At 68.9% G+C, this 26380-nt stretch carries 13 protein-coding genes; 11 read left to right on the top strand and 2 right to left on the bottom strand.

The genetic code is table 11. From position 1 onward, the window contains the following. Positions 1 to 145 precede the first annotated feature (145 nt). From phoB to tssA, 11 genes are all read left to right on the top strand, one after another. Positions 146 to 835, top strand: a complete 690-nt coding sequence (gene phoB, locus LQ772_RS05625) for a phosphate regulon transcriptional regulator PhoB (RefSeq protein WP_231324801.1) — start codon at positions 146 to 148, stop codon at positions 833 to 835. An 85-nt stretch (positions 836 to 920) separates the two neighbouring features. Next, positions 921 to 1961, top strand: a complete 1041-nt coding sequence (gene phoR, locus LQ772_RS05620; RefSeq protein WP_338029239.1) for a phosphate regulon sensor histidine kinase PhoR — start codon at positions 921 to 923, stop codon at positions 1959 to 1961. Between the two features lie 107 nt (positions 1962 to 2068). Continuing rightward, complete coding sequence (gene ppk1 / locus LQ772_RS05615) at positions 2069 to 4165, top strand: polyphosphate kinase 1 (RefSeq protein WP_231324798.1); 2097 nt, start codon at positions 2069 to 2071, stop codon at positions 4163 to 4165. Between the two features lie 91 nt (positions 4166 to 4256). Further along, positions 4257 to 5771, top strand: coding sequence for a Ppx/GppA phosphatase family protein (locus tag LQ772_RS05610; RefSeq protein ID WP_231324796.1), 1515 nt, complete (start codon positions 4257 to 4259; stop codon positions 5769 to 5771). Between the two features lie 134 nt (positions 5772 to 5905). Next, a complete protein-coding gene (locus LQ772_RS05605; RefSeq protein WP_231324794.1) occupies positions 5906 to 6598 on the top strand; it encodes a peptidylprolyl isomerase in 693 nt (230 codons plus the stop codon). Then, positions 6598 to 7323: a UDP-2,3-diacylglucosamine diphosphatase gene (locus tag LQ772_RS05600; RefSeq protein ID WP_231324792.1), complete on the top strand. Its 726-nt coding sequence runs from the start codon at positions 6598 to 6600 to the stop codon at positions 7321 to 7323. The genes LQ772_RS05605 and LQ772_RS05600 overlap by 1 nt, the downstream gene beginning before the upstream one ends. Before the next feature lie 98 nt (positions 7324 to 7421). Beyond that, the gene (locus tag LQ772_RS05595) at positions 7422 to 8648 is read left to right on the top strand and encodes a patatin-like phospholipase family protein (protein ID WP_231324790.1); all 1227 of its coding nucleotides are present in this window, start codon (positions 7422 to 7424) and stop codon (positions 8646 to 8648) included. 52 nt (positions 8649 to 8700) lie between these two features. Further along, a complete protein-coding gene (locus tag LQ772_RS05590) occupies positions 8701 to 9468 on the top strand; it encodes an SDR family NAD(P)-dependent oxidoreductase (RefSeq protein WP_231324788.1) in 768 nt (255 codons plus the stop codon). 109 nt (positions 9469 to 9577) lie between these two features. Continuing rightward, on the top strand, positions 9578 to 10141 hold the full coding sequence (gene efpL, locus LQ772_RS05585) for an elongation factor P-like protein EfpL (RefSeq protein ID WP_231324787.1): 564 nt from the start codon (positions 9578 to 9580) through the stop codon (positions 10139 to 10141). A gap of 160 nt (positions 10142 to 10301) precedes the next feature. After that, a complete protein-coding gene (locus LQ772_RS05580; protein ID WP_231324785.1) occupies positions 10302 to 12398 on the top strand; it encodes an FUSC family protein in 2097 nt (698 codons plus the stop codon). A 146-nt stretch (positions 12399 to 12544) separates the two neighbouring features. Further along, positions 12545 to 13576, top strand: coding sequence for a type VI secretion system protein TssA (gene tssA, locus LQ772_RS05575; protein ID WP_231324784.1), 1032 nt, complete (start codon positions 12545 to 12547; stop codon positions 13574 to 13576). 317 nt (positions 13577 to 13893) lie between these two features. On the opposite strand, the gene LQ772_RS05570 is transcribed toward tssA, so the two are convergent. Together LQ772_RS05570 and LQ772_RS05565 are read right to left on the bottom strand one after the other, a co-directional pair. Then, on the bottom strand, positions 13894 to 14991 hold the full coding sequence (locus tag LQ772_RS05570) for a hypothetical protein (protein ID WP_231324782.1): 1098 nt from the start codon (positions 14989 to 14991) through the stop codon (positions 13894 to 13896). Next, the gene (locus LQ772_RS05565) at positions 14984 to 26374 is read right to left on the bottom strand and encodes a filamentous hemagglutinin N-terminal domain-containing protein (protein WP_231324781.1); all 11391 of its coding nucleotides are present in this window, start codon (positions 26372 to 26374) and stop codon (positions 14984 to 14986) included. The genes LQ772_RS05570 and LQ772_RS05565 overlap by 8 nt, the downstream gene beginning before the upstream one ends. Positions 26375 to 26380: the final 6 nt, after the last annotated feature.

The following is a 26380-nucleotide window of genomic DNA, read 5'->3' as shown; positions in this document are numbered from 1 at the left end:
GAATGACGCTGGTCGAGGTGATACAAGCCAGTGCGGCCGACGAGCCGCAAACCGAAAGGCCGATGTTCCTCGTTCCCCGCCCCTGTCATCCCCACGTAACATTCCCCCACTGCAATACGCTCGTCACAGGCCAGGCGAAACCCGCGTGCACAAGCGCATCCTCATCGTCGAAGACGAAGCCTCCATCCGCGACATGGTCACCTTCGCGCTGCACAAGGCCGGCATGGAGGCCATGCAGGCGGCAGACGCCCGTGCCGCGCAGATCGCCATCGCCGAGCAGGTGCCGGACCTGATCCTGCTGGACTGGATGCTGCCAGGCACCAGCGGGCTGGAACTGGCGCGGCGGCTGCGCAAGGAAGAACTCAGCCGCGAAATCCCGATCATCATGCTCACCGCGCGCGGCGAGGAGATGGACCGGGTCAACGGCCTGGAGGCAGGCGTCGACGATTACGTCGTCAAGCCCTTCTCCACGCGCGAACTGATCGCCCGCATCAAGGCCGTCCTGCGCCGCAGCCAGGGCGACGACGGCACTGGCATGGTCGAACTGGGCGGCCTGCGCATCGATGGGCCGGCGCACCGCGTCTTCGCCGGCGAGGAGCCCGTGCCGATCGGCCCCACCGAGTACCGCCTGCTGTACTTCTTCATGACCCATCCCGAGCGCGTCTACACCCGCGCCCAGTTGCTCGACCACGTATGGGGCGGCAGCGTCTACGTGGAGGAGCGCACGGTGGACGTGCACATCCGCCGCCTGCGCAAGACGCTGGAGCCCTGGCAGCTCGACGCGATGGTGCAGACCGTGCGCGGCGCGGGCTACCGCTTCTCGGCCAGCGTCTGACCATGCGCTTCCCCATGGGCGGCCTTCTGTTCCCTCTCCAGCGGCGCCGCCGGGCAAGCGGGGAAAGCCTTTCGGGATGCCACCGATGAAACACCGCGCCCGCCGCCTCGCCATCACCCTGCACGACCTGCGCGACGCGGCCGACAGCCTGCCCGATGCGATCGTGCTGCTGGACGAAGCCTGGCGTGTGCGCTGGTTCAATCGCGCCTCCGAAACGCTGCTGGGCCTGCGCCGCGGCAGAGACCGCGGCGTGCTGCTGTCCGAGCGCCTGCAGGGCACCGACCTGGCCGCCTGGCTGCGGTCCGGGGCCCGGATGCCGCTGCACGACGTGCCGGCGCCCGGCCGCGCCGAGGGTCACCTGGACGTCTCGGTGCAGCCGTTCGGCCGCCGCCAGCGGATGCTGATGGCACGCGACATCAGTCCGCTGACGAGGCTCGAACAGATCCGCCGCGACTTCGTGGCCAACGTCTCGCACGAGTTGCGCACGCCGCTCACCGTGATCCACGGCTACCTGGAGCTGCTCGATCCGGAGGACGTGCCCGCACTCGCCCCGGTCCTTGGCGAGATGCGCGCGCAGTCCAAGCGCATGGGCCAGATCGTGGAAGACCTGCTGACCCTTTCTCGCCTGGAAACCCAGGAACATGTCATCGACGAGCGCGTGCCGATGGCCGCGTTGCTCGCCACCCTGCGCAAGGAGGCCGAGGCGTTGAGCCAGGGTCGACACCAAATTGCGCTGGAGTTGGAAACCGACTGCGACCTGCTCGGCTCGCCCCGGGACCTGCACAGCGCGCTGTCCAACCTGGTCAGCAACGCCGTGCGCTACACCCCCAACGGCGGCAGCATCACGATCCGCTGGCAGCGCACGGCCGCGGGCGCGACCTACGCCGTGGCCGATACGGGCTACGGCATCCCGGCCAGCCACCTGGCCCGGCTGACCGAACGCTTTTACCGCGTGTCGTCCAGTCGCTCGCGCGAAACCGGCGGCACCGGACTGGGGTTGTCCATCGTCAAGCACGTGCTCAACCTGCACCAGGCGCGCCTGACCGTGGAAAGCACGCCCGGCAAGGGTTCGACCTTCGCCTTCCATTTCGGGCCGGAACGTCTGCTCCCGCCCGAAACTCAGTAGCGTAGGCTCGAGCCGCCACGCCGCCACGGGGTGGGGGCTGAAGCCCACCCTACCGTGTGATCGACACCGGGTGTACTTGCGCCCGGCATCGGCCAGAATGGGTTCCCATGGCCCGCAAACTGCCGCAAACCGCCACCGAGATCGCCGACCTGTCCGCGCCGGAGCTGTACCTGAGCCGGGAACTGGCCGCGCTGGAATTCAACTTCCGCGTACTGGCCATGGCGCGCGATGCGCGCGTGCCGCTGCTGGAACGGCTGCGCTACCTGAGCATCGTGGCGAACAACCTCGACGAATTCTTCGAGGTGCGCGTGGCGATGCTCAAGCACCACCACGCTTACGGCTCGGCCGCGCCCGGACCGGACGGCCTTTCCTCCAGCGAGCTGCTGACGCGCATCCGCGCACGCGCGCTGGACCTGGTCACCGAGCAGTACGCCACGTGGCAGGAGCAGCTCAAGCCACAGCTGGACGCCGAGGGCATCCGCTTCCTCACCCGCCACCAGTGGAACCCCGTGCAGCGGCGCTGGTTGCAGGGCTATTTCGAGCACGAGGTGCTGCCGGTGCTGTCGCCGCTGGGGCTGGACCCGGCGCACCCGTTCCCCCGCATCCTCAACAAGACACTCAATATCGCGGTGGTGCTGCAGGGCCGCGATGCGTTCGGCCACGAGGGCCACATGGCCCTGGTGCGCGCGCCGCGCTCGCTGCCGCGCATCGTCAAGCTGCCGGCCGAAGTGGGCGGCGGTGGCGACAACTTCGTGTTCCTGGCCGAACTGCTGCAGGCTTTCGTCGACCTGATGTTCGCCGGCTTCAAGGTGGTCGGCTCCTACCAGTTCCGCGTCACCCGCAACAGCGAGCTGATCGTCGAAGAGGCGGAGGTTGAAAACCTCGCCCGCGCGCTCAGCGAAGAGTTGCTGGGCCGCGGTTACGCGCGGCCCGTGCGGCTGGAGATCGCCAACGACTGCCCGAAGGCGATCACCGCCATGCTGGTGGCCAACTTCGAGCTGGAGGAATCGGACGTCTATCGCTGCGACGGCCCGGTCAACATCATCCGCGCCGGCGGCATCTACGACCACGTCGACCGGCCCGAACTCAAGTTCCCGCGCTTCGTGCCCTGCCTGCCGGCGGCGATCGAACCGGGCGCCAACCTGTTCGAGCTGATCGGCCAGCGCGACGTGCTGCTGCACCATCCGTACGAGAGTTTCGCCGCGGTGGTCGACCTGCTGCGCCAAGCCGCGGCCGATCCCGCCGTGCTGGCGATCAAGCAGACGCTCTACCGCGCCGGCGAGGACACTCCGCTGGTCGACCTGCTGGTGGAAGCGGCGCGCAACGGCAAGGACGTCACCGTGGTGATCGAGTTGCGCGCGCGCTTCGACGAGGAGGCGAACATCCGGCTGGCCACGCGCCTGCAGGAAGCCGGCGTGCAGGTGGTCTATGGCGTGGTGGGCTACAAGACCCATGCCAAGATGATGCTGATCGTGCGACGCGAGACGGACATGCTCCGCCGCTACGTGCACCTGTCGACCGGCAACTACCACCAGGCCAACAGCCGGATGTACACCGACATCGGCCTGATGACCTCCCATCCGGAGATCGGCGAAGACCTGCACAAGGTATTCCAGCAGCTGTCGGGCCTCGGCTCGGTGATCAGCCTGAAGCGCCTGCTGCATTCGCCCTTCACCCTGTACAAGAGCGTGGTCGCCAAGATCGAGCGCGAAACCGCCAACGCGCGGGCGGGCAAGCCATCGCGCATCGTGGCCAAGCTCAACGCGCTGAACGAATCGCACGTGATCGAGGCGCTCTACCGCGCCTCGCAGGCGGGCGTGGAGATCGACCTGATCGTGCGCGGAGCCTGCACGCTCCGGCCCGGGTTGCCGGGGATCTCCGAGCGCATCCGCGTGCGCTCGATCGTGGGAAGGTTCCTCGAACACAGCCGCGTGTACTGGTTCGCCAACGACGGCCAGCCGGAGATCTATTGCGCCAGCGCCGACTGGATGGAGCGCAACCTGATGCGCCGCATCGAAGTGGCCTTCCCTATCCTGGACCCGGCCCTGGCCGCGCGCGTGTTCGACGAGACGCTGGCCAACGGCCTGGCGGACAACACCCAGGCCTGGCTACTGGATGGCGATGGCCGCTACACGCGCGCCACGCCCGGCGACCAGCCGCCGCATTGCGCGCAGCAGACCTTGCTGGACAAGATCTGCAAATGACCCTGCGAGCGCAGCCCTCCCGCAGAAGCGCGCCCGCGCGCGCCCGGTCCGGCGTGGCAGAATCCCCGTTTCGCCTGCCTGGAACCCGCGCGTGACCACCGAGCCCGTACCCATCAAGGATGGCGAGCTGATCGCGGCCGTCGACCTGGGTTCGAACAGCTTCCACATGGTGGTGGCGCGCATGGAGCACGGCGAGCCACGCGTGATCGACCGGCTGCGCGACAGCGTGCGCCTGGCCGCCGGCCTGCGCTCGGACGGCACGCTGGACGCCGCTCACCGCGCTCGCGCGCTGGCGTGCCTGGCGCGCTTCGGCCAGCGCATCGAAAGCCTGCCCTCGGCCAATGTGCGCGCGGTGGCCACCAATACCGTGCGGCGGCTGGCGTCGCCGCACAACTTCCTGGGCGCGGCCGAGGACGCGCTGGGCCACCCCGTCGAGATCGTCTCCGGCCGCGAGGAAGGTCGGCTCATCTTCCTGGGCGTAGCGCATGACCTGCCGGCCTCGCGCGAACCGCGGCTGGTCATCGACGTGGGTGGCGGCAGCACGGAATTCATCATCGGTCGCGGGCTTGCCCCGTTGCACACCGAGAGCGTGCAGGCCGGCTGCATCGCCTCCACCCTTCGCTTCTTCCCCGGCGGACGGCTGACGCCCAAGCGCTGGCAGCGCGCGCGCAGCGAAGTCGGCGTGCTGCTGCAGCAGTTCGCGGAGGATTTCCGCGAAGCCGGCTGGCAGGAGGCCTATGGGTCCTCCGGCAGCGCCAAAGCGGTAGACGCGGTGGTCCAGGCCATGGGCCTGACGGACGACGGCGTCACCCTGGACGCCCTCGCCGAGCTGCGCGAGGCGATCCTCGAGCAGGGCCAGATGGATCTGTTGCGCCTCCCCGGCCTCACCGAGGAACGCGCGCCGGTGTTCGCCGGCGCGGTGGTGATCCTGGAGGCCGCGTTCGAGGCGCTGGGCATCGAGCACATGCGCGTGTGCGAAAGCTCCATGCGCGAAGGCCTGCTGTGGGACCTGCTCGGCCGCGCCGGCGGCCGCGATCCGCGCACCGACAGCATCGATGCGCTGGCCACCCGCTACGGCGTCGACCGCGCGCAGGCGCGGCGCGTCGAGCAGACGGCGCTGGGACTGTTCGACCAGGTCGCGCGTCCCTGGAAGCTGGACGCCGAGGCGCGCGAGTGGCTCTCCTGGGCCGGCCGCGTGCACGAAATCGGCCTGGCCATCGCGCATAGCCAGCATCACCACCACGGCGCCTACATCCTCCGCCACGCTGACCTGGCGGGCTTCTCGCGGCAGGAGCAGCAAATGCTCGCGGCAGTCATCGAGGCGCACCGGCGCAAGCCGGCCAAGGCGCTGATCTCGGTGCTGCCGCAGCGTTATCGCGCGCTGGCCCGGCACATCACCGCGCTGCTGCGGCTGGCCGTGCTGTTCCGTCGCGGACGCCGGCCCGAATCGCTGCCGCCCCTGAAACTCAGCGCCACGAGCCACCGGCTGCGCCTGGCCGTTCCTGCCAGCTGGCTGGACCAGCATCCGTTGACCGAGGCGGACCTGGAGCAGGAGCAGGGGCCGATGGCGGAGTTGGGGTTGACGCTCGAAATCCAGCGGACCTGAGCTATCTCCCACGGGCCCATCCCTCACCCTCGCTGCAGGGGAAGGATCGCGCTCGCAGCTTCGGGGACGAGCGCGCTTCAGCCCACGCGATGCCTACGCGTATCATGCGGAGGCAATCCACACAGGTTCCGCCCATGCCCCGACTCCTGCTGGCCCTCCTGATGTTCCTGCCCCTGGGCGTGCTCGCCCAGACCGCGCCGCCGTCGGCAAGCACCAGCCCCACGCCGCCCGCGCCGGGGCCGAAGGTGCTGCTGCACACCAGCGTCGGCGACATCACGCTGGAGCTGTTCCCGGACAAGGCACCCAAGAGCGTGGCCAATTTCCTGCAATACGTGCGCGAGGGTTTCTACGACGGCACCGTGTTCCACCGCGCGATCAACGGCTACCTGGTGCAGGGGGGGCTGTACACGCGCGACCTGCAACCGAAGCGCACCCATCCGGCGATCGCCAGCGAGGCGGACAACGGCTTGTCCAACCTGCGCGGCACCGTCGCGGTGGCGCGCGGCGCGGATCCGAATTCGGGCACCGCGCAATTCTTCATCAACCTGGTCGACAACCGCCGCCTGGACTTTGCCGGCAACCAGAGCGGGCTGACCTGGGGTTACGCCGTGTTCGGCCGGGTGGTCGAGGGCATGAACGTGGTCGACAAGATCGCCGGCCTGCCCACGCGCGGCCAGGGCGCATTCGCGGCCGACGTACCGTACCCGCTGCCCGTCATCCAGAGCGTGCGCGTGGTCGGCGAGGAAGCGCCGGCTTCCGCCGCCAGCGCCAAGGCGCCGGCCAAGGCCACGAGTGCCGCCAAGCCGGCCGCCAGGAAAGCGGGCTGATGTCCAGTCTGTTCATCGCCGACCTGCACCTGGACGACAGCCGCCCACACATCACCGACCTGTTCGAGCGCTACCTCGCCGGGGACGAGCTCCGCCAGGCCGACGCCTTGTACATCCTCGGCGACCTGGTCGAGGCCTGGATCGGCGACGACGACGATGCCGAGCTGCCTGCCCGCATTGCCCGCGCCACGTGTGCCGTGCGCGATTCGGGGAAGCCGGTGTACTTCATGCCCGGCAACCGCGACTTCCTGCTCGGCCAGGATTACGCCGACCGCGCCGGGCTGACCCTGCTGGAGGACGGCGTGGTACACGACCTCTACGGTCGCCCCACCCTGCTGATGCACGGCGACACGCTGTGCACCGACGACGTCGCCTACCAGGCGGTGCGCCGCCAGGTGCGCACGCCCGAGTGGAAAGCCAACATCCTGGCCATGCCGCTGGAGGCCCGCCGCGCCTTCGCCGCCAAGGCGCGCGCCGACAGCCGCGCGCATACCGGCGCCACGATGGAATCGATCATGGACGTCAATGCCGACGCGGTCGCCCAGGCCATGCGGGGCGCCGGCGTCACCCACCTGATCCACGGTCACACCCACCGGCCGGCGATCCACGAGTTTTCCCTTGATGGCCAGAACGCGCAGCGCATCGTGCTGGGCGACTGGTACGAACAGGGTTCGGTGCTGCGCGTGGCGCGCGACGGGAGCGAACTGCAGGGCCTTTCGCTCTAGACGACGCGCCGCGTGCGACGCGGTGACAGGACGCGCCGGCCACGCGTCGACCGTGCAACGCTGTCTGGCCGGACTGCTGTCGCCAGGAGGAATCCTCCATGCGCATTCGCCGATCGCTCCCGCTCGGGCTCGCATTCGCCCTCCTCGCCGGTTGCGTCACCACGCCGCGCCGGCCGGCGCCGCCCACGCTGATCGATGCGGCGGTGCCGGACGGCCTGTCCACCAACGTGCGCCTGCTCAGCATCGACCGCCGACATTTCCTGCAGCAATCGCCCCTCCTGCTCAGGAACATTCGGCGCGCCGCGGATGGCAGCCTGGACATCCTGGCGCTGTCGGGCGGCGGATCGGGAGGCGCCTTCGGCGCCGGCGCACTGGTAGGCCTGAGCCGCGCCCACGCACGCCCCACCTTCGAGCTCGTCACTGGCGTCAGCGCGGGCGCTCTGATCGCGCCATTCGCGTTCCTCGGTTCCGACTGGGATCCGCAACTGACCTCTGCTTTCACCGGTCAGGCCAGCGCCAGCCTGCAACGCTCCCCCCTGATGAGCGTGGCCAGCCGCCTGCTGTTCCCGCAGGGTTTCGGGCGGCACGATCCGTTGACCGCCCTGGTCGACCAATACGTGACCGACACGATGATCGCCGCCGTGGCGCGCGAGCATGCGAAGGGCCGGCGGTTGATCGTGGCCACGACCGACCTGGACAAGCAGGAGACCGTGCTGTGGGACATGGGCGCGATCGCCACACAAGGCGGCAAAGCGGCACGCGAGCTGTTCCGTGACGTGCTGGTTGCCTCGGCCAGCGTGCCGGGCGTATTCCCGCCGGTCCTGATCCGGGTACACGAAGGCGGGCGCCAGTACGAGGAAATGCACGTGGACGGCGGCGTCACCACGTCGCTGTTCGCCGCGCCGTTGATCGCACAGATCCTGCCTGCCGACCTGGGCCTGCTCAACGGCGCGCACCTGTACGTCATCGTCAACGGCCAGTTGGTCGCGGCGCCCGCCTCCACGCGCCTGAGTACGCCGGCGATCCTCGAACGCAGCTTCTCCGCGCAAACCACCTACAAGACGCGGGAAACGCTGGTGCTCACGCTGGGCTTCGCCGACCGCTACGGCATGCAGCTGCGGATAAGCGAAATTCCCGGCGACTACCCCTTCGGCAGCTTCATCGATTTTCGTCCGCGGCACCTGCGCGCGCTGTTCGACTACGCCGCCGCCTGCGCCGCGCAGGAGCGACTCTGGATGACGCCGGCACAGTCGCTGCACCGCAACCTGGAGCCGCCGCGGCCCTCGCCCGGCGGGCCCGTCGCCTGTCCGGCACCCGCGCCCTGACGCCCGCGCCTCGGCTACCATTGCCGTTTCGCTTCGCACTCGAGGGACGAATATGCAGCTCGATCAGGTCAAGGCCGTCATCACAGGCGGCGCCTCCGGACTCGGCCATGCCGTGGCACAGCATCTCGCCGCGCACGGCGCCAAAGTGGCGCTGTTCGACGTCAACGAGGAGAAAGGCCAGGAGGCCGCGCGGGCGCTCGGCGAAGCGGCCCGCTTCTACCGCACCGACGTCACCTCCGAAGACGGCGTGACCGCCAATGTGGCTGCCGCTCGCGAGGCGATGGGCGGGCTCAACGTGGTGATGAACTGCGCGGGCATCCTGGGCGCAGGCCGCGTGCTGGGCAAGGAAGGCCCGATGGCGCTGTCGCAGTTCCAGGCCACCGTGATGGTCAACCTGGTCGGCAGCTTCAACGTGGCCAAGGCCGGCGCGGCGCTGATGCAGTCCAACGAAGCAGGCGAAGACGGCGAGCGTGGCGTCATCATCAACACCGCCTCGGTCGCCGCCTACGAAGGCCAGATCGGCCAGGCCGCCTACTCCGCCTCCAAGGGTGGCGTCGTCGGCATGACGCTGCCGATGGCGCGCGAGCTGGCGCGCTTCGGGATCCGCGTGGCGACCATTGCCCCGGGCATCTTCTGGACCCCGATGGTCGATGGCATGCCCGAAGCCGTGCAGCAGTCGCTCTCCGCCTCGATCCCGTTCCCCTCGCGCCTGGGGAAGCCGGAGGAGTTCGCGCAGACGGTCGCGTTCATCCTCGGCAACCGCTACATCAACGGCGAGACGATCCGCCTGGACGGCGCGGTGCGGCTGCAGCCCAAGTAAACGTAAACGTTTCCGGACGTCATTCCCGCCAAAGCGGGAATGACGTCCAGGCACGACGTGTCATCGCGGCACCCTCGTCATTTCCGATTACCCACCTGACCGGCACCCCATGAAAGCTTCCGACGTCAAGAAAGGCAACGTGGTCGAACACGACGGCACCGTCTACCAGGTGCGCGACATCGAGCGCAGCTCGCCCACCGCGCGCGGCGGCAACGTCACCTTCCGCTTCACCATGTATTCGATCCCGGGCGGCCGCAAGTTCGACCTGAGCCTGCGCGCCGACGACGACCTGAAGGAAATGGACCTGGTGCGCCGCGCGGCCAACTTCTCCTACATGGACGGGGAGGTTTTCGTGTTCATGGACGCCGAGGACTACACCCAGTACCTGCTCGGCCCGGAGCTGGTCGGCGACAACGCCGGCTACATCGTCGAGGACACCGAGGGCTACTACGTGCAGTTGATCGACGACGCACCCGTCGGCCTGCAGGTGCCCACCAGCGTGGTGCTGACCGTGGTCGACACGGCGCCGGAACTCAAGGGTGCCAGCGCGACCAAGCGCACCAAGCCGGCCAAGCTCAACACCGGCGTCGAAATCCAGGTCCCCGAGTACATCACCAACGACGAGAAGGTGTGGGTCAATACGCTGACGGGCGAGTTCGCCGGCCGCGCTTGAACCCTGGCGACCGGCCTCCACGGGGGGCCGGTCGTAGCGCACGGACGCGCGGTCAACGCGACGTGGATTTCCGGCACCGGAAGCCATCGCACAACTCGTCTGTCGCGCTCCGTTCAACTCGTCTCGTGCAGAATCGCCGTTCCCACCCAGCGATTCGGCCATGACCGCCAGCGTCTACTCGCTCCGCGCCAACGTGCTGGAAAGCCTGACGCGGACCAAGCGCCCGGACGTCCCGCTGTGGGTGGTCGTGCGCAACACGCTTGCCGTGGTGCTCCCGCTGGCGATCGGCATGGCGACCGGCTACACCGCGGTGGGCCTGGGCATCGCCGCCGGCGCGCTGGACACGATGTTTTCCGACCAGCCCGGACCGTATCGGCAGCGCGTGCGCCAGCTCCTGCTGGCCTCGCTTGCCGCCGGCCTGGCCGCGTTCGCCGGCTTCCTGATCGGCGGGCACCTGCCCTCGATGCTGCTGGCCACCGCACTGGTTGGCTTCGGCGGCGGCATGCTGGTGGTGTTCGGCACCGACCTGGCGCGCGTGGGCATGACCAGCATGATCCTGCTGGTGGTCACCGCCGCCTATCCCACCTCGCCCGGGCACGCGGCCGCGGGCGCCGCGCTGATTTTCGCCGGCGGACTGCTGATGATGCTGTTCTCCATCGCCGCCTGGCCGCTGCAACGCTACCGGCCCGAGCGGCAGGCGCTGGCCGTGGTCTATCGCGGACTGGCCGCCGTCGCACGCCAGCGCGCGCAGGACGATGAGGACGAGCCGGCACTCAGTGGCGCGATGACAACCCTGCAGCAGACCCTGCTGGGCCGTTACCACGCCCGCGGCCGTGCGATGGAGGCCTTCGGCGTGATGCTGGAGCTGGCCGAGCGGATCCGCCTCGAACTCACCGCGTTGTCCGACGGTTCACCAGCCAACGCCGTACCGCTGCGCTTCCGCGCCCGCGTCGCCCGGGTTCTCGACCACATCGCCGAGGCGCTGGAGGAAGGCGTCTCGCCGGTCGCGGCCGAGCGCGCCTTGCGGGCGCTGCGCACGATCGAGCGCCATGCCGCCGAGACCAATCCGCAACGGGCGCTGCACGTCCACGCGCTGGCCGGCCAGCTCGCCGCTGCCGTGCGCAACGCGAATTGGGCCGGCAGCCGCGGCGAACAACGCGCCGAAGCCGCGGACCTGCGCCTGCCCGCCTCGCTGCGGCAGAGCTCGGCCCGCGCCATGCTTCTGGCCAACCTCACGCCGCATTCGGTGGCGTTCCGCCACGCGGTGCGCTCGGCGGTGGCGTTGAGCCTGGCGTTGGCGCTATCGCGCGGGCTGGAACTTCCGCACGGTTATTGGCTGCCGATGACCGTGGCCATCGTGCTGCGCCCGGATTTCGCCGCCACCTTCAACTTCGGCCTGCTGCGTGTTGTCGGCACCGTGCTCGGCCTGCTGCTGACCACCGCTCTGCTGCACGTCATCCCCGACGAGCCCTGGGCGCACCTGGCACTGATGGGAGCGCTGTGCATGGCCTTCCGCTACCTGGCCACCGCGCACTACGGCATCGCAGTGGCCGCGCTGACCGGCACCGTGGTGGTCCTGCTCTCCTTCGAGGGCGTCGACCCCGGCGTCGCGGTGACCGATCGCGTGATCAACACCGCGCTGGCAAGCGGCATGGCGTTGCTGGCCTACGTGCTGTGGCCGACCTGGGAACACGGACGCGCCCGCGCCGCACTGGCCGACATGCTCGACGCCTATGCCGACTACCTGCGCGCCCTGGGCCGTCCGCAACGGCGGGGCACGCATCGCGAAACGCGCACCGCCGCCCGCACCGCGCGCACCAACGCGCTGGCCTCGCTCGAACGCATGCGTGCCGAGCCGGCCACGCCCGCCGCGCTGGTCGATCTGGCGCAAGCGCTCTTCGCCAACGGCAACCGCCTGGCGCGTACGGCGATGACGCTGGAAGCGCTCCTGCAACACCGCACGAGCCTGCCGGAGCAGGCCGAGGTGAGCGCCTTCGTCGACCACGCCGCCACCGCGCTCCACGTCATCGCCGGGGCCTTGCGCGAACAACGCGCCGTATTGGAATTGCCCGACCTACGGCTGCTCCAGCGCAGCCTGGCGACGCTGCTGGCCATGTCCGAGGACCAGGCCAGCGCCGAGCAGGTCGCCCGCCTCACCGATCGTCTCGTCGACAACGTCAACACGCTGGCCCACGTGGTCGGCCGCTGTCCGCAGGAACCGGCCGCGCAGTCGGCGGGGCGCCACGTGCATCCTTGAGGCCATCTGTAAATCGCGATTTACGAGCGGGCGTATTGCGTAAATCCGCGCCTGATTTACCCACCCTTTTTTTGGCGACTCCCCGTCGCTATCGGGCATCGGCCGTGTTGTAATTATCCCGTTGTATCACAGGGGATTTACGACCGATGACGCGTTACGACCCGGCAGCTTTTCTCGAACCGCTGGATGGCGACTCTCCCACCGGCAGCGACCTCGAATACGATCCCGATTTCATGGCACTCGAACGCGCTGCCGCGCCGCGCGCGGAACGCGCCATGGGCGATAGCGTCAAGGCGGCCGAGGAACCGGACTGGGACGAGGTCGATTCACTGGCCACCGGCCTGCTCCAGCGCTCGCGCGACCTGCGCGTGGCCACGCATTTGGCGACTGCCTGGATGCGCACTGGCGGCATGACCGGTTGGGCCGCCGGCTTGGCATTGATCCGCGGCCTGCTCGAAGACCATTGGGATGGCGTGCATCCGCAACTGGACGCCGAGGACGACGACGATCCGACCGCGCGCGTCAACGCGGTATCGGCCATCGCCAATCCGCTGGGATTACTCACCTATTTCCGCAATACGCCATTCGTCCAGTCGGCACGGCTCGGTCGTTTTTCGTTGCGCGACCTGCGCATTGCCAATGGCTCGATGAAAATCGACGCCGGCGGCGAAGCTCTGCCGAGCATGGCGGAAATCGAAGCCTGTTGCCTGGATTGTCCGGAAGAGGACCTGGCCGGAACGTTGGACGCGTTGACGCGCATCCTCGATGAAGCCAAAGCGATCGACCGCATCTTCAACGAGCGCATCGGCACGGCCGGCCCGGACCTCAAGCCGCTGCTGACCGACAGCTATGAACTGAAGAAATTCGTCGAATCGCAGGCAGCCCGTCGCAACCCCGCCATGGCCGGTGACGGCGAAGGCGAGGCGGAGGGCGGCGAGCCCTCCCCCACCGGCACCCGCAGCAGCGTTCCGGGCCGCATCGAGACGCCGCAGGACGTGCAGCGCCGGATCGACGAGATCTGCGACTACTACGCCCGCTGCGAACCCTCCAGCCCGGTCCCGCTGCTGCTGCGCCGCGCCCAACGCCTGGTCGGCAAGAACTTCCTCGACCTGCTCAAGGACCTGGCACCCGGCGGCGTGAGCGAAATGGAAGTGATCTCCGGTCCGAACGAGGAATAATCCCGTCAGGATGCCTCGCTGCTCCTTCTCCCTGCGGGGAGGGGGAGCAAGCGTCACGCAGGGCGAGTGCCGCTTTCCCCAGCTCAGCTCCCGAGCGTCCGCGCTAAAGCGGCGACAGCACCTTTAAGAGCGCGAGGCCGACCAGGCAACGTGAGTTGGCACCTGGCTCGTACCCGTCATCGAGCTTCGCAGGCCGCTTCTCTGGCCTTTTTTTTGGGCCGGCCCAGCTCGCGGAAGGCGCGCAGGAACGACAGACAATGTCGCCATCTTGCAACACCGTCCCCCGCTCACCGCGTGGGGGAGTGAAAGCCAAAGGCTCAGCGCACGCCCTTGCACATCGGCGCGCCTGAGCGCACGAACAGCTGGCGTACCGCAGGATCCCAGCTCAACGAAAGCCCGCCGGGAAGACCGACGGTCGCATTGGCGTCCGCGCTCTGCTCGAACGGCCCCGCCTTGGCGCTGGCGCCGTCGGCATAGGTGATCGTCGCGGAGATACGGTAGGCGACCGGATCGGCGCAGCCCGATGTGTCGATGGCCTGGGTCACGGTGGCGCCGTAGCCGTCCAGTGGCGGCAAGGTGCCCTTGCCCAGCGGCACCGTGCGCGGCGCGGCGCGACCACACACCGCATCCAGCGCATAGCCGACGGTGAACTTCGGCGCGGGCACGACCTGCACCGCGACGGTGGCCTCCGGCTGAGCGCTGCACCCGACCAGGAACGCCTTGTGCTGCGGCCGCGCGTGCAGCAAGTAGCTCCCGGCTGCCAGCGCGGCGGTTCCGGGCCACTCGAACTCGATCCGCGTGGGTAGCACGTTGGTGATGTGCGGCTGCACGGACAGCGGCGTGCCGTTGGCGTCGGTGGCAGTCAGCTGCGGATCGGGACATTGCGGATCGTGGAGTTCGCTGCCGACCAGCGCCAGCGCGACGGGTTTGTCCTTCGTACGCAGGGCGAACAGCGCCGCGTGGTCCGCGGTTTCGACCCGATCGATGGTGGCCTGCATCGGCTTGCCTTCGGCGGGCGCCTGCGCCAGCTGGCGGACCGACAGCGCGAGTGCCTTCGCCATGGATGCGGCCTCGCCCTCGCGACAACCTCCCGTGCTGTCGGCGAAGTCGGCGGCCAGCTGCGCGGCCGCGTGTGCGCGTAGGACCAGTCCACGAGTGCGATCGTCCAGCGCGGTGAGCGGCTGCGCGAGCTGGTTGGCCAGCGCGCCCCGCAGGTTTTGCGCGAGCGCCTGCAACTGTTGCGCGGTCGCCGCCGCCGCGGGCTGGCCGGCCAGCCGCTGCCGCGCGGCATCGAGCTGGTCGGCGACACTGCCTGCCGTCAGCCGCGGCGGCAACTGCGCCGACGCCGGTGCTGCCAGTGCCAGCAGCAGGGCGAATCCGGCCAGCTGGCGAAGGCGATGCCTCGCCTCATTCATCGCATTCCTCCATTTCCGGGTCGCAGGCCTGCTGGTCGGCAGGCAGCAGGATGCCGGAGGGCACGATGCCGAACGAACGGTAGTTGGCCGAGATCACGCTCGGATCGATATAGACGTCCGTGTGGTTGTTTGCATTCTGCGCGCGGCTGGTGAACAGCGAGGTCGGCACGTTGACGCTGTCGCCGCCAGTCAGCGGCAGCAGGTTGCCGGCAGAGTTGACCGCGTAGAAGTACGCCGGCGGCAGGCCGACGAACGCAACCGCCTGCGGGCCGGTGCCGGTGACGTAGATGGGCGCGTCAGAGGTACCGATGCGGCCGGTCGAGGCGAACGTGCCCTCGCCGTCGTACAGCCACGTGGTACCGATCTGCAGCAGGTCGCCGCCGGTCACGCCCAGGTACAGCGAGGAGGTGCCCGCATCGACGGTGTAGGTGCTGCCGCCGACCGACGCCAGGGTCAATGTCTGTGCGTTGGTGAGGCTGAAGCCCGCCGTCGAGGAGAAGCCGCCCAGGGTGCCGATGTAGTTGGCGAGCGGGCTGCTCGCCGTGCCGAGCTGGGTGTAGCCGCCCGCCTGCCCGGAGAGCGTGTCGGCCACGATGCTGCCGCCCTGCCCCTCGGTGATCGCGCCCGCGGATACCAACCGGGTCGCCCTGCCGCTGACCTTGCCGTTGATCAGCAGGTCGCCGCGGGTGGTGGTCAGGTTCACGCTTGCGCCGCCGTCGACCGGCCCGGTCACGGTGAGCGACGGACCATTGCTCAGCGTGAAGCCGTCGGCGCTGAACTCGCCCAGCGTGTCGAGGCGATTGGCGCCGGTGAGCGCGACGGCGCCGCTGGCCTGGCCGGTCAGCGTGTGCGCGGTGATGCTGCCCGAACTGCCTTCGCTGATGTTGCCGGTGACCGCCAGCGTGGTGGTGTCGCCGGTCAGCGAACCGTTGATGGCCAGGTTGCCACCGGTGGTCAGCGTGGTGCTGCCACCGCCATCGACCGTGCCGGTCACTGTCAGCGCGCGCTTGGTGGTGATCGTCAGGCCGCTCGCGCTGAAGCCGTCGAGCGCTCCGATCGCGTTGGTCTGGTCCAGCGTGGTGCTGCCTGCCGAATGGCCGCTCAGGCTGTCGGCGGTGATGATGCCGCCGGCGCTCTGGCTGATCGTGCCGCCGGATGCGAGGGTCACCCGGTCGCCGTGAATGCCCTGGGCCAATGCCAGGTCGCCGGCCGAACCGAGCGCGATGGTATCGCCGGTCACTGAAGCGTTCACGGTCAGCTCGCCAGCACCAGTGGAAAGCTCGATCGCCCCGCCGTTGGCGGTCAGCGCTCCGGCCACCTCAAGAGCCTTGCCATTGGAGAACCGGAATTCGTTGGCGCTGAAACCGCCCAGCTTGTCGACGCGGTTATCGCCGTCCAGCGCCACGTCGCTGCCGGCCTCGCCAGTCAGTGTACCCGCCGTGATGCGGCTCTGGCCTGATTGATCTATCGACCCGGCGATGTGGAGCGTAGTCGCACTTCCGGCAAGAGCGCCATCGATGGTGAGGCCGCCGGCCTTGGTGGTCAGCGTCGTGCTCGCGCCGCCATCGACGGTGCCGGCGATGGTGAGCGCCTTGGTGTTGGTGAAACTGAGTCCAGCCGCAACGAGGTTGCCCAGGCTGCCTACCGCGTTGTTGCCCGTAAGGCTGGCGCTGCCGGTAATGTGCCCGACCAGAGCGTCGGCGACGATGCGGCCACCGCCGTTTTCGCTGAGCGCTCCGGCCACGTTAAGCCGGGTGCTGGTGCCCTCGATGGCACCGCCGATCACCAGATTGCCGGCAATATCCAGCATGGTGCTGGCGCCGCCGTCGACGGTCCCCGACACGCGTAGGTTCTGCGCGTCGTACAGGCTGAAACCGGCGGCCTGGAAGTTGCCCAGCGTGCCGATGTGGTTGAGGCCATTCAGTGTGACAGCACCCGTAGCCTTTCCGGTCAGCGTATTGGCCACGATGTTGCCGCTCGTGCCTTCGCTGATCGTGCCGGTGCCGGAGATGTCCGTGGCGCCTCCCTTCACGATGCCGTTGATGCGCAGGTTGCCACCCGAGGCGAGCGCAGTGCTGGCGCCACCGTCGACGTTGCCGGCAACCGTCAGCGCCTTGGTGCTGGTGAGGCTGAAGACATTGGCGCTGAAGTTGCCCAGCGTCGAGATCGCGTTGGCCTGGTTCAGCGTGGTGGCGCCAGCGGACTGGCCGCTGAGCGTGCCCGCGGTGATCAAGCCGCTGGCGGTTTGGCTGATCGAGCCAGCGGACTTCAGGCTCAACGTGTTTGCCTTGATGGCCTTGCCCAACACGAGGTTGCCCGCAGAATCGAGCGCAATGCTGCCGCCGTTGAGGGCGGAGTTCACGCTGAGGGCACTGGTGATGGTGGTCAGCGTGATGCTGCCCGCTCCCACGTCCAGGCTGCCGTTCACCGCAAGCGCCTGGGCGTTGGTCAGCGCGAAATTGGCGGCCGCGAAGTTGCCCAGGGCGCCGACGTGGTTATTGCGGACCAGGCTGACATTGCCACCTGCCTGGCCGCTCAAGGTGCCTGTGACGATATTGCCACTGGTCCCTTCGCTGATCGCACCGTCCACGTCCAGCGAGGTGCTGGCGGCGGCGAGCGTGCCGTTGATGGCCAGGTCGCCGCCGATCGTCAGCGACGCGGCGCCGCTGGTCGTGACGGGTCCCACCAGCACCAGATCTTCCGCATTGGTGAGCGACAGGTTCGCCGCGTCGAAACTGCCCAGGTGGTCGAGGCGGTTGGCGCCTGCAAGGCTGACACCGCCGGTAGCGTCGCCGATCAGCGTGCCGGCCGTGATCGAACCTCCGGTCTGGGCGATACCCGCGCTGGAGGTAAGTTCGAGCTGGCCGGTGCCGGCGTCGATGCTGCCAGCGCTCTGGCTGATGCCTGCGCCCTGCAGGGTGATGTCGTCGCCGCTGATGCCGGCCGCGACCTTCAACAGGCCGCCGCTGCCGATATCCAAGCCACCGCCACCGCCGACCACCGCGCCGTTGATCGTCAGGCCGCCCTTGGTGCGCAGCAGTAAGCCGTTGGCGCTGAAGCTACTCAGCGCGGAGATTGCGTTGGCCCGACCGAGCGTTGCGTTGCCGAACGCGCTACCGGTGAGCGTGGCGGCGGTGACCACCCCGGCGGTCTGCGTGACGGCGCCGGCTGCGCTGTTGAGCGTCAGCCTGACGGTGGCGGTAACGTCGTGCGCGAGAGTCAAACCGTCACGCCCGCTGAGCGAGACGTTGGCACCACTCAACGTGCCCTTCGTGCCCAGCGTGCCGCCGTTGGCGGCGAGCACCAGGTCCCCGGTACCAGTGTCGATCGCCGATACTGGCAGGACCAGCGAGCCACCCGCGACGAGGCGGATGTCGTCGTTGGCGGCGGCGGCCAGCGGTCCGATGGTCAGATCGTTGGCGTCGCGCACGGACAAACCGGCACCGGTGAGACCCACGGTGCCCTGGAAATCGTTGCCCGCGTTCGCCAGCGTGATCGAACCAGTACCGGCATCGAGCGTGCTGCCTCCGGTGACGATCAGCGCGCCGGACTGACCGATCGCACCACCGTTGCTGGTCGCCGACAGGTTGCCGCCAACCGTGCCGTTGCCCAGATTCAGCGCACCGGTGCTGGCGATGGTCAGAGTGCCGGTGTTCAACGTGCCCAAAATCAGCGCGTTGGCGTCGACGAGCTGGGTGATTCCGCCGGCCAGGCTGACCGCATCGCTGAAGTCATTGGCCGCCTTGGTGAGCGTGATCGCGCCGTTGCCGGCATCGATGTTGCTCGTGCCGCTGACGGTAAGTGCCCCACTTTGCGTGATCGCACCGCCGTTGCTCACCGCAACGAGGTTGCCCCCGATGCTGCCGGCGCCGAGATTCAGTGCGCCGGTGCTGGTGGCAGTCAACGAACGGGTAGCGAGCGTGCCCAGGGACAGGTCGTTTCTGTCGGTGATCTGGACGTTGTTGCCGCCCAGGTTCACCACCGCGCCGAACTCGTTGTTGCTGTCGGCCAGGGTGATCGCACCGCTGCCGGCATCGAGCGTGCTGGCGCCGGTAACGGTCAGGCCGCCGCTGGCCTGGCTGATCGCACCACCGTTGCTGGTCGCCCGCAGCGTGCCAGCTACCGTTCCCTTGCCGAGGCCAAGGTTGCCGGTGCTGGTGACGTCGAGGTTGCCGGTAGCCAAGGTGCCCAGCGTCAGGGCGTTGAGATCCACAATCTGCGCGGCACCGCCAACCAGACTCACCGCACCCACGAAGTTGTTGGAGGCATTGGTCAAGGTGACGGCGCTGCTGCCGGCATCGATCGCGCTGGTGCCCGTCACGGCCAGTGCACCCGTCTGGCTGATCGCGCCACCGTTGCTGGTAGCAGACAGGTTGCCGCCGATGGATCCGCTGCCCAGGTTGAGGGCGCCGGTGTTGCTCGCGGTGAGCGTGCCGGTCGCGAGCGTGCCCAGCGTCAGCGCATTGGCGTCGGTGACACGCGTCGTGCCGCCCGTAAGGCTGAGGGCAGCGGTGAAATCGTTCGTCGCGTTGGTCAACGTGATCGCGCCGCTGCCGGCATTGATCGCACTGACACCAGTCACGGCCAACGCGCCGCTCTGGCTGATCGCACCACCATTGCTGCTTGCCACCAGACTGCCGCCGACAGATCCACCGCCGAGGTTGAGCGCGCCGGTGCTGGTGGCGCTGAGTGCACCGGTCGAGAGCGTCCCCAAGGTCAGTGCGTTGCGGTCGTAAATCCCGCTGGTGCCGCCTATGAGGCTGACGGCGCCAGTGAAATCGTTCGACGCGTTTGTCAGGATGATGGTGCCGCTGCCGGCATCGATCGTACTGGTGCCGGTCACGGCCAACGCGCCGCCCTGGCTGATCGCACCTCCATGGCTATTGGCCGATAGATTGGCGCCAACGAACCCGCTGCCCAGATTGAGGGCGCCGGTGTTGCTGACGGCGAGGGTGCCGGTCGCGAGTGCGCCCAGCGTCAGCGCGTTGGCATCCACGATTTGCGTCGCGCCGCCTGCAAGGCTTACGGCGCCGGCGAAATCGTTCGTGGCGTTGGTCAGCGTGATCGAGCCGCTGCCGGCATCGATTGCACTCGTGCCGGCCACGCTTAACGCGCCACTCTGGATGATCGCGCCACCGTTGCTGCTGGCCGACAAATTGCCGCCAATAGAACTGCTGCCGAGATTCAGAGTACCGGTGCTACTGGCAGACAGGTTGCCGGTAGCGAATGCGGCCAGTGTCAACGCGTTCTCATCCACGATCTGCGTGGTGCCGCCAATCAGGGTCACCGCACCCACGAAGTTGTTGGAAACCTTGGTCAGGGTGATGGCGCCGGCACCGGCATCGAGCGTGCTGGCGCCGGTGACGGTCAGCGCGCCGGACTGGCTGATCGCGCCGCCGTTGCTGGTGGCGGAGAGGTTGCCGGCGACGGTGCCGTTGCCCAGGTTCAGCGCACCGGTGCTGGCGACGGTCAGGGCTGCGGTGTCCAGCGTACCCAAGGTCAGCGCATTGGCATCGACGAGCTGGGTGACACCACCAGCCAGGCTGACCGCGCCGCCGAAATCGTTGGCCACGTTGGCGAGCGTGATCGCGCCGTTGCCGGCATCGATGTCGCTGGTGCCGCCGATCGTGAGCGCCCCGGTCTGCGTCACCGCACCGCCATTGCTCGACGCGACCAGGTTGCCGTTGATGGTGCCGGCACCGAGATCCAGTGCGCCGGTACTGGTGGCGGTCAACCCGGCAGTGGCGAGCGTACCCAGGGACAGCGCGTTCCTGTCGGTGATCTGGGCAGTGCCCCCGGTGAGGCTCACCGTGCCAACGAAATTGTTGTTGCCGTCGGCCAGGCTGATCGCGCCGCTGCCGGCATCGAGCGTGCTGGCGCCGGTGACGGTCAGGCCGCCGCTGGCCTGGCTGATCGCGCCACCGTTGCTGGTCGCCTGCAGCGTGCCGGCCACCGTACCTTTGCCCAGGCTGAGGTTGCCGGTGCTGGTGGCGGTGAGGTTGCCGGTGGCCAAGGTGCCCAGCGTCAGCGCGTTGGCATCGACGATCTGCGTGGCACCGCCGGTCAGGCTGACCGCACCCTGGAAATCGTTGCCAACGCTGGCCAGCGTGACGGTACCGCTGCCCGCATCGACGGTGGTCGCGCCTGCGACGAAGAGCACGCCGGCGGTCTGGCTGATCGCCGCGTTGGTGCTGCCCAGGTAGAGAGTGCCGCTGGCGTTGACGTTGCCGCTGAGAGTCAGGCCCGTGCCGCCGGTCAGCGACACGTTGTGGCCGCTCAGATCGGCGCTCGTGGCCAGGCCGGCGCCCGCACTCAGCGTAAGGTCGCCGGTGCCGGTATTGATGGCGCCGAACGAGGCCAGGTCCAGCGCGCCGCCAGCGACCAGGCTCAGCGAACCGTTGGTAGCGACATCCATGCCGACGATGTGCAGGTCGCCGAGGGTGCGCAGCGAGACGGACGTGCCCTGTGCATCGACCGTCCCGGTGAAGTCGTTGCCGGCGTCGCCCAGAACCAGCGCTCCGCCGCCGGCCGTAAGGGTCACCGCGCCAGCGCCCACGGCCTGGCTGATGCCTCCGACCTGGCTGATGCCACCGCCCGCCAGCGACAGCGTGCCGCTGCCGACGTTCGAGGTGCCCAGCACCAGCGCGTTCGTACCGTTGTCCAGCGCGACGTTGTTGGCGCCGCTGTTGGACAGGCTTACCGCCCCGATGAAGTCGTTGCCCGGAGCGGTGAGCGCGATCGCGGCGTTGCCCGCGCTGATCGCGCTTGTGCCGTTGACGGTCAAGCCGCCCGCCTGGCTGATCGCGCCATCATTGCTGGTAGCGGTCAGGTTGCCGCCGACGGTGCCGCTACCCAGGTTCAGCGCGCCATGGCTGATGGCGGTCAGGTTCGCGGTCGACAGCGTGCCCAGGCTCAGGGCATTCGCGTCGGTGATCCGCGTGGCGCCGCCTGTCAGGTTCACGCTGCCGACGAAGTCGTTGGCCGCGTCGTCCAATGTGATCGCGCCGCTGCCGGCGTTGATTGCCGTGCTGCCGCCGACGGCGAGACCGCCAGTGGCCTGGGTGATCGCGCCCCCGTTGCTGGCGGCGACGAGGTTGCCGCCGATGCTGCCCTTGCCGAGATTGAGGGTGCCGTGACTGGTCGCGGTCAGGTCGCCGGTGGCCAGCGTGCCCAGCACCAGCGCATTGCGGTCCACGATCTGGGTGGTCCCGCCGGTCAGGCTGACTGCGCCGCCGAAATCGTTGTTGGCCTGGGTGAGCGTGATGGCGCCCGTGCCTGCGTCGAAGCTCGAAGTGCCGGACACATCCAGCGCACCGGTCTGGCTGATGGCGCCCGTGCTGGTCGCGTCGAGGTTGCCGCCGACGCTGCCGCCGGCAAAACCCAGCGTGCCCGCGCTGACCACCGTGAGGTCGCCGGTGGCGAGCGTGCCGAGGGCGAGATTGCCGCTGCTGGTGAGGCGGGTGGCGCCACCGGTCAGGCTGACCGTTCCGGCGAAGCTGTTGCTGGCGTTGTCGAGCGTGATGGCGCCCGCGCCCGCGTCGATGTCGCTCGAACCGCTGACGGTGAGGCCACCGCTCTGGCTGATCGCGCCATCGTTGCTGGTGGCCGAGAGACCGCCGCCGATCGAGCCCTGGCCGAGGTCGAGCGCGCCGGTGCTGGTCACGGTCAACGCGCCGGTGGCGAGCGTGCCCAGCGCCAGCGCGTTGCTGTCGGTGATGGCGACGGCGGCGCCGGTGAGGCTCACGGCGCCACCGAAATCGTTGCCGGTGTCGGTGAGCGTGATGGCGTGGGTACCGGCATCGATGCTGCTGGTTCCACTGACGGCGAGGCCGCCGCTGGCCTGGTCGATGGCACCGCCGCTGGTGGCGACGAGGTTGCCGCCGACCGTGCCGGTGCCCAGGGTCAGGGCGCCCGTGCTGGTGACCGTCAGGTCGCCGGTGGCAAGCGTCCCAAGCGCCAGCGCCCCGGCGTCGTTGATCTGTACGCTGCCGCCGCTGAGGCTCACCGCATCCTGGAAGTCATTGGCACTGCCGGTCAGCGTGATGTCGCCGGCCGCGTCGATCGCACTGGTGCCGCCGACGTCAAGCGTGCCGGCGGTCTGGGAGATCGCCCCGGCACTACTGGCCAGGCTGAGTGCGCCAGTGGCGGTGACGTCGTAGGCGAGTGTCAGACCGGAGCTGCTGGCCAGCGACACGTTGGCGCCGCTCAGGTTGCCGTTGATGCCCAGACTGCCACCGTTGGCGGCGAGCGTGAGATCGCCGAGCCCGGTATCGATGGCCATCGTCGGCAGGAACAGCGAGCCACCCGCGACCAGGCTCACCGATCCGTCCGTGCCGCTGGTCAACGCGGCCACGGTGAGGTCGCCGGACGACTGCAGCGATACGTCGCTGCCGGTGGCGCTCACCGCGCCGGTGAAGATGTTGCCGCCCTCGGCCAGCGCGATCGCGCCGGTGCCGGCATCCAGCGTGCTGGTGCCGGTGACGGCGAGCGCACCGTCCTGGGTGATCGCACCACCGTTGCTGGTGGCCGCAAGCGCACCATCCACCGTGCCCTGGCCCAGGTCGAGCGCCCCGGTGCTGGTGGCGGTGAGGTCAGTGGTCGCGAGCGTACCGAGCGTCAGCGCGCCGCCGCTGGTGATCTGTGCCGCGCCACCGGTCAGGCTCACCGCACCGCCGAACGCGTTGGCGGACTGGGTCAGCGTGATGGTGCCGCTGCCGGAAGCGAACCGGGAGGTGCCGGTGACGCCGAGCGCACCGCTCTGGCTGATGTTGCCCGCGGCGGCGGCGTCGAGGTTGCCATCGACGTTGCCGCCGGCGAAGACCAGCACGTCGCCGCTGTCGACCGTGAGGTCGCCGGTGTCGAGCGCGCCGAGGGACAGCGCCCCGTTGCTGGCGATCTGCGTGGTGCCACCGGTGAGCGTGACGATGCCACTGAAGTCGTTGCCCGCATCGGTGAGCGTGACGTCGCCGGTGCCGGCATCGATCGTGCTGGTACCCGTGACGGCCAGGCCGCCGCTGGCCTGGGTGATTGCACCGTCGTTGCTCGTGGCGGCCAGGTTGCCGGAAACCGTGCCGGTGCCCAGGGTCAGCGCGCCGGTGCTGGTGGCGGCAAGGCCATCGGTGCTCACCGCATCCAGCACCAGGGCGTTCTTGTCGGTGATCTGGGCGGCGCCGCCGCTGAGGCTCACCGCGTCCTGGAAATCGTTGTTGGCCTGGGTGAGCGTGATCAGGCCCGTGCCGGCGCTGAAGTTCGACGTGCCGGTGACCGTGAGCGCGCCGCTCTGGCTGATGTCGCCACTGCTGGTCGCCGTGAGGTTGCCGTTGATGGTGCCGCCACCGAAGGCCAGCGTGCCCGTGGTGGTGGCGGTGAGATTGCCGGTCGCCACCGTGCCCAGTACCAGGTCGGTGGAGTCGGTGATCTGCGTGGTGCCGCCGTAGAGGTTGGCCGTACCGATCGCGTTGCCGCCGTTGGCCAGCGTGATACTGCTGTTGGAACGCGCGTTGACCGTGGTGGCGGCGATGCTGCCGTTGGTGCCTTCCCTGATCGAACCGACCTTGTTCGTGGCGCTGCCGATGGTGAGCGTCGTGGCCTTGATGGTCGCGGTGTTGGTGCTGTTGCCGATCCTCACCGCGCCGGAGGTCAGGATGTCGACAAGCCCGCCATGCGTGTCGATCGTGGCGGCGGCGGTGTCGCCGATGGTCACCACGCAGGCGGTGGTGCACGAACCCTTGGTGTAGGTATTGGCACCCCCCGTTCCTGCGTAGTTCGCCCACAGGTGGACATCCAGCGACTGGCCGGCCGCGGCGGTGATGTTGTCGTTGACGTAGATGCTGCCGTAGGCCTGCAGGTAGAGCTGGCCCGCCCCGCTCGCGGTGATCGGCGCGTCGACGGTGATGTCGCCGTTCTGCGATCCGCCCGCGGTGTTGGTGAAGACATAGACGCTGGTGCCGCCGGTCAGCGCGGTGCCGATCCCACCGGCGTTGACCACCGAGTTGTTGCCGTTCGGGGTGTAGATCGGCCCGGACGACGTCTTGCTGTCCGCGGCGCTGCTGATGGTGACGCTGTAGGGATCGAGCAGCCAGCTGCCCATCTTGCCGTGCGCCGCCGAGGCGTCGACGTGGCCCTGCGCGTTCAGTCCGTCGTGGGAGGAGGTTTCCACCCGGCCGCCGTCGCTGCCGTTGGCGCCGCCGCGCGCGCTGATGCTGCCGTAGAAGTTGTTGACGTGGTTGCCCCACACCACCACCGAGCCGCCGTCGCCGGTGCGCGTGGCGTCGGCCTTGAGCGTGGTGTCGTCGGCCACGTAGACGGCATCGGCCGTCTGCAGCCCTTCGCCGCCCTGCCAACCGCCGCCCACGCGGATGTCGCCACCGCCGTAGGTGCCGGACGCATCGATGCTGCCGCCGGTCACGCCCACGTTGCGATCCGACAGCAACTGGATGCTGCCGCCCTGCGCTCCGGTCGCGTCGATGCGGCCGCTGTTGACGGTGTCGCCGCCGCGGGCGACCAGGCGCACCACGCCGCCGTCATGGCTGATCGCGCCGGCATCGATCACGCCGGAGTTGTTGACCAGGTTGGTGAACAGGTCGCGCGCCGCGGCCGCCTCGAGCACCACGGTGCCGCCGTCGGCCTGCAGCGTGCCAGCGTTGCTTACCGCGGCCTTGGCATCGAGGCGCTGCTTGAGCTCGCCGGTGATCTGGACGTTGATCAAGCCGTTGCCGTCGAAATCCAGCACCGCATGCTCGGCACCGTCGAGGTTGATCCGGCCATAGTTGGCCAGGATCACGCCCTCGTTCGCGACGCTGCCGCCGATGAGGCTGATCGAGCCGCCACTCGCCGCGGCGAGCGTGCCATGGTTGACGATGCCCGCGCCGCCGCCGACGGCGTTGAGGTTGAAGTGGTTGGACAGGAAATCGGTGGGCGTCAGGTCAAGCGTGCTGGCCACCAGCCCGCCCACGTTCACCTGCGCGGTCGAGCCGAAGATGATGCCGTGGGTGTTGATGAGGAACACCTGGCCGTTGGAGCTGATCTGGCCGAAGATCTGGCTCGCGTTCTGGTCCAGGATGCGGTTGAGCGCGACCGCCGACGTGCCCGGCTGGTTGAAGCGCACCAGCGCGTCCTGGCCCAGGTTGAAGCTCTGCCAATTCAGCACCAGCTTGTCGCTGGCCTGGTTGATCACCACGTTGGCGCCATCCTGCAGGATGCTGCCGCTGCCGCCGATGACGACGCCCCCGGTGGGCGTCGTGGTCCGGCCCACACCGCCGCCGGCCTGGGCCGGTGTGCTGGCGAGCGCGCCGCACAACAGCAGCGACAGGCTCAGCGGCAATGCCTTGCGGCGCAGGCTGGCGAGGGAGTCCTTGCGGGAAGTCGCGCGGGTGGTGTGCATGGGTAT

It is taken from the genome of Frateuria edaphi (assembly GCF_021117405.1).
Taxonomy (GTDB): domain Bacteria; phylum Pseudomonadota; class Gammaproteobacteria; order Xanthomonadales; family Rhodanobacteraceae; genus Frateuria_A; species Frateuria_A edaphi.
Note: the sequence above shows the minus strand (reverse complement) of the source record. Positions and strands in the feature narration are given on the sequence as shown.